Source organism: Oceanispirochaeta sp. (genome assembly GCF_027859075.1).
In the GTDB taxonomy this organism is placed as follows: domain Bacteria; phylum Spirochaetota; class Spirochaetia; order DSM-2461; family DSM-2461; genus Oceanispirochaeta.
Map to the genome: position 1 here is coordinate 1 of NZ_JAQIBL010000184.1, position 5207 is coordinate 5207.

7 protein-coding genes are annotated in these 5207 nt (G+C 44.0%); 3 read left to right on the forward strand and 4 right to left on the reverse strand.

Going from position 1 to position 5207, the window contains the following annotated elements:
• Positions 1–1310 (forward strand): hypothetical protein (locus PF479_RS10015; protein WP_298005742.1); only part of this gene is annotated, 1310 nt, incomplete at its 5' end.
• 12 nt (positions 1311–1322) lie between these two features.
• Complete coding sequence (locus PF479_RS10020; protein ID WP_298005745.1) at positions 1323–3062, forward strand: Ser-Thr-rich GPI-anchored membrane family protein; 1740 nt, start codon at positions 1323–1325, stop codon at positions 3060–3062.
• A 326-nt stretch (positions 3063–3388) separates the two neighbouring features.
• Here PF479_RS10020 and PF479_RS10025 read toward each other — a convergent pair whose 3' ends face one another.
• Together PF479_RS10025 and PF479_RS20770 are read right to left on the reverse strand one after the other, a co-directional pair.
• Entirely contained in the window at positions 3389–3670 is a 282-nt protein-coding gene (locus PF479_RS10025) for a helix-turn-helix domain-containing protein (protein ID WP_298005748.1), read from the reverse strand.
• A 13-nt stretch (positions 3671–3683) separates the two neighbouring features.
• The gene (locus PF479_RS20770) at positions 3684–3836 is read right to left on the reverse strand and encodes a type II toxin-antitoxin system RelE/ParE family toxin (RefSeq protein ID WP_367277222.1); all 153 of its coding nucleotides are present in this window, start codon (positions 3834–3836) and stop codon (positions 3684–3686) included.
• Between the two features lie 145 nt (positions 3837–3981).
• On the opposite strand from PF479_RS20770, the gene PF479_RS10030 reads away from it, so the two are divergent.
• The gene (locus PF479_RS10030; RefSeq protein WP_298005751.1) at positions 3982–4242 is read left to right on the forward strand and encodes a hypothetical protein; all 261 of its coding nucleotides are present in this window, start codon (positions 3982–3984) and stop codon (positions 4240–4242) included.
• Between the two features lie 210 nt (positions 4243–4452).
• Here the strand turns inward: PF479_RS10030 and PF479_RS10035 are convergent, their stop codons facing one another.
• Both PF479_RS10035 and PF479_RS10040 read right to left on the reverse strand, forming a co-directional pair.
• Complete coding sequence (locus PF479_RS10035) at positions 4453–4734, reverse strand: helix-turn-helix transcriptional regulator (protein WP_298005754.1); 282 nt, start codon at positions 4732–4734, stop codon at positions 4453–4455.
• The gene (locus PF479_RS10040) at positions 4731–5102 is read right to left on the reverse strand and encodes a type II toxin-antitoxin system RelE/ParE family toxin (RefSeq protein WP_367277223.1); all 372 of its coding nucleotides are present in this window, start codon (positions 5100–5102) and stop codon (positions 4731–4733) included. Before PF479_RS10040 ends, PF479_RS10035 begins: the two co-directional genes overlap by 4 nt.
• Positions 5103–5207: the final 105 nt, after the last annotated feature.

Sequence of the window (5207 nt, forward strand, 5' to 3'; positions counted from 1 at the left end):
TCCAGTATGATACCCTTTGCACCACCATGTCAGAGACCCTGGTTCTGAACTTCAATATTATGAATAAATACATAGTGGAGAGGGATCTGGCCTTCAACCCCTATGAGGATGAAAAAGAAACAGAGCGGTATTTCAATTTCAGTAACTATGATTATACCCTGTACGGACGGGTGTTTAAGGATGACAAAAACACCCTGACTCTGGAAGTAACAGCCTATGACAGAGCCAATCAGGACAACATCATATCCCGGCAGGAAAAAATCACCAATGTGTTCTACATTTTTGAAGCCTCCGACCTCCTTATGGAAGAAGTCATCAATGTCTTCAGTGTTCAGCACCTGGGATTCGGCTCTCTCAGCCTTTCAGGCGGGGGAGAAACAGGAAGGTATCAGGTTCTGATAAATGGACAGAATGCCGGATGGAATCTTAAAGAGATCCCCAGACTGCTCATTGGAACACATAAAATCACTGTCAGACAGGAGCGGATGCTGGGTGAAGAAATCCTTCTGGAGGAATCAGTATCCATTAAGGAAGACACACAGACAACTCTCAGTTTCACACTCCCCTACCTCACGGAGGCCGAGGCAGAGCTGTTGAAGAGCAAGGAACATTTTATAAAGGAAAAATGGAATGTCCTGCAGCAAAAAGAGGCTTTCAACAAAACATTTGATGAGCTCTTCAGCCTGACGGAAGACCTGTCCTATTGTGACAGGCTGATCCGGAAACGGATTGAATATGAAATGTGGAAGGAGATATATGATGATCAGGGAGAGATTCCCGGTGTTAAAAAAGGGGTCAGACTGATCCGCAATTCTTTTGCTCTGGATCTGGGCTACAGTTACGGTATTCCCGCAGGGAAATCCCGAAAGATCTTCGACCCCTTTCATGAAATTAACCTGGCTGCCGGTTACAGTCTCAATTTCTCCTGGGGTGTCATCGCTCTGGGGGCCAGGGCCGGAGTGTCGGTACAGAATACAAAGGAAACAGATAAAATCATGTTTCCCTTCCAGATGATCAGTGCTCCCCTGGGGGGATATATAAACTATACAACTCATTTCAACTCACCCTTTTTTGCAGCAGCCGGACTCTCCTCCGGTGTCGCCGTAAATTCTATCCAATACAATCAGCCCTCAACCGACAGAAGCGACGGCAATTCAATTGTGCCTTTCCTGGAATCCTCTGCCGGAGCCGGTTACTTTATAACCCGGAATTTCGGACTCCAAATTCTATTGAAAACACGAATGATCTTTAGTGAGGACATGACATATACCTGTCTGTTCCCCGGTTTTGAAATACAGATCCGTCTTTAAGGAGGCAGTAACATGGGGTTTCTAAAACTGAAAATGACCGCAGTATATACACTCCTGATAGCTTCCTCTCTGCTGATGAACTGCAGACCCTTCGAACTGATGAAAGCGGCAGGATATGAGATCGGGACAATTGAGGTTGATTTAGGCTCCCGGGAGATTGTCATGTTCGAATCCATAAGCATAACCTGGGAAACAGATGCGGATATTGAGTCAGTCAAAATAGATCTGTACCGGGGAGACGAACTGGTTCAGACATTGGCAGAGGAAGAGAGTTCCGGTTCCTTCTCGGGCTGGACTGTACCACAGACATTTGCGACAGCTTATGACTACCGGATTCTCATTACATCCAATGATGACCCGGCCCTTGTGGGAGAAAGTGATTATTTCACTATATGCAGTTATTTTGTATTTGGAGGCAATTCACAGGACGGTGGGTACTCAGCAGATTACCATGGGGCATGGGTGGATGAGACCACAGGAAAGATTCTTCTCACCGGAGCTACCAGATCGACCAATATCGGGAACACTGATGACTTGGGAGAAACTGATATACTCGCTTTGAGGCTGAACAGCGATTTGACCTTAGACAGCTCATTCTCTTCGAGCGGTCTTAAACGGCTCGGTGGAACAGGGAAAGATTACCCCAGGTTCATCGGCCAGGACAGTACCGGGTCCATATATATATCATCCACCACGAATTCCGATGAACTGGACGGGCAAAGTGCTGAACAGGATCTCATGACTATTAAAATGATGAATAACGGTGACCTGGACAGCTCTTTTAATGATGATGGAATGCATATCTTCGGCGGAGACGGTGTTATTGGAAATGAGTATGCCGCAGGCGGTTTCATAGATGCACAGGATAACTGGTACATATTCGGCAGCCTCTATCGTGAATATCTCGTCAACGTCCCGGTGGCAGATGCCTTTGATAAAGGGGACTTAAATACAGGAAACGGCATTATTGCCAAATATACTCCATCAGGAGAGCTGGATACGACCTTTGATGCAAATGGTGTCTATTTAAGAATTTATGGCACCTCCGGTCTGGGAAACATTGTCAGAGATATTCATGTTGAATCCGACGGCGATATCCTCTGGTGCGGGATTCTGCCCGGTACCAACAACGATCCGGTGGTGGGAAAACTGACGGCCGGCGGAATAGTCGACGCCGCATTTGGAACATCCGGCAGAACCACCTTCGGCGGTACGGGGTATGATTCGTTTACATCTATGGATGTAGACAGCAGCGGCAATATCTATGCTGCTGGAATCACAAACAGCCCGACCATCGCCGGTATTACGACAAAGGGAGGTTATGATATTCTCGTTGCCAAATTCCTATCCAACGGAAGCCTGGACAGCAGCTTTGGTGAAAATGGTGTACTCACAATCGGCGGGAGCGGCGATGATGGATATTATTCATACTGCTACACAGACCTGACTGTCAACAAGGATGATAAAATTTATATAGCTTCCAGCAGTGATTCAGATGATATTCCGGGTACAGAACCTTTGGGATTGCAGGACTGTATCATTATCCGTCTCAACACCGACGGCAGTTTTGACAGCAGCTTCGATGACGACGGGAAAATGTTCCTGGGCGGGAGCAATCTCGATCTGGCCCGGTCGATCATCGCAACAGAAAACGGAAAAGTCTACATCGCAGGAACAACGGCTTCTCCCGATATCCCGGGAATCACAACCTACGGGTATGAGGACTTTTTTCTGGCTGTTTTCCAGGAGTAATGCCGGGTTATCTGGAGATTGATTTTAATATTATTATGCCCCGCCAGCCTGCTGGCTGGACAGGCTCTCCTCTGCAATGCCCTGATCGCTGCCTCTTTAACCGGCTACCTCCGCACTGGTCACAAACCTTCGGTTTGCTGCTCGTGTATGCATCCATAAGCCGCCTGAGCACATCCTGGGCAATGTAGAACTACTACCAAAGAGTGGTCACTCTTTGGTGGCTTTCAGGCTCAGGGCCGAAGGGTGTTTCGATCCTTCGGGGAATCCCAAGCATCTCATATCGCGATAGGCAATATTTATACAAACAGTTCCCAATAAGAAGAAAATTATGGATCGGGCTGAATTGTCAAATCGGAAAACTCCATTTCCAAGGCAACCATAGCCTTAAAATATGTATCTATATTGCAATTCTCGGCATTCTCAATTCTGCTGATTTGCTGTTGTGTTAAATAAGCCATTTGAGCCGTGTGATTCTGAGACAATCCTTTGGCTTCTCTTCTTCTGGCAATGGCTACAGCCAAATCGACTCTAAGCTTCTCGGCTTGTATCCGAGTATCTATACCGGGATCATTGTCCCGCTGAGAATCCATAAAATCTGTAAATTTCACTTTCCCTCCCTGCTTAATAACGATCTCTGATCCCTTTTGCTTTATTTATCTCTTTTACCGGTACACGATCAGTTGTTTTATGTAACACATGAGTTAAAACTATGCGATTATCAGCAATGAAAAAATATAGAATTCGGACATGATGATTCGAGATCCGGATTCTCAATTCATATTAATCCTACACCATATTCAATGTAATTTCAATATTGTCATTGCATGACTATGCAAGGAAAACATCAATAATGGATTACGGCGCATTATGATCTGCTGATTTAGTGTTTTTTAAAAAATTGTTTGATACATCTTTTTCAATGCATCGCCTTTTAAAGGTCGGCGGCAGGCTCCTTATCACGATCCCCCGAACCTACCCCGGCATCATCAACGACAGAGATGCCAAAGACAGACTCTTTAGAATTAGACCGGCAGAGGAGTATATCTTTCTCTTTGAACGGATCGGTTTTCAGCTGGTTTCAGAGAAAGAGAGATCAGATGGTCTGAATAGAGAGGGCATCAGCTGGGGAAAGCTGCTTTTTCAGAAGAAGGATCTACTTCCAAGTCTAGAATCTGGGTAATATTGAGATTTCGTAGATGCTAACATAGTATTTTATAAGGTGCATATATTTTGTTAACATCAAAATATAATGTTAGCCTAAAACAGCGCGAAATGACCATGCCATCCCCTACAGCCTGTGGCGCAACAATGCTCTATGGAATCTGTTCCCGGCTCATAAGTAGAAGCCGGCAATGAACCGATAAAACCAAAGACAGGTGATTCCCAGATGCTATAGATTGGTAAAACTGATGACTACTTTTTTATTAAATACTTTTGCCACTTTCTCAATTGTAGCCAGACGGACACTCTCTGAGTGATTCTCCAACCTCGAAACAGCACTTTTTGTAGTAGACATATGACGTGCCAGTTCCTCCTGTGTCATTCCGGAAGCTAAACGCAGCTGCCTGATCTCTTCACCAATACTGAGATTTCTATATTCTTGATCCACAAGAGACTTAAATCCTGGAGCTTCCAACTCTTTTTTATCGAGATATTTTTCAAGATCACTCACCCGTTTCTCCTTTGATAATCCCGTCGATAATTTTCTGCTTTTGTAATTTCATTTTTTGGTGTCTTCGGTGTTTTTTTGACAAATCCATGGGTAAGCACAACTAAACCATCCTTATGAAAAAAACAAGGAAATCTATAGATATTGGACTGCCATTCAACTCTGATTTCATAAAGCTTTGTTCCTTTAAGCTTCTTAAAAAAAGAAACAGGTATTTGTTCGCTCTCTTGTACCAATCTAAATACGGCTAGTATCTTTATCTGTGTAAGATCATTCCTGGAATCTAAAAATTGTTCCAACGGGCATTTTCCAGTATTTGTACGATAAAGACTATTTCTCTTCGCATAGAATGTTAGCACAATTGTGAACACAGATCAAGATTCACGACAGTGCTCTCCTTTAAAATATTGTCTACTCATTATGAAGGTAGTAAAGTGAATACATATTTATTTGATATATTGATTCAGATAAGAATG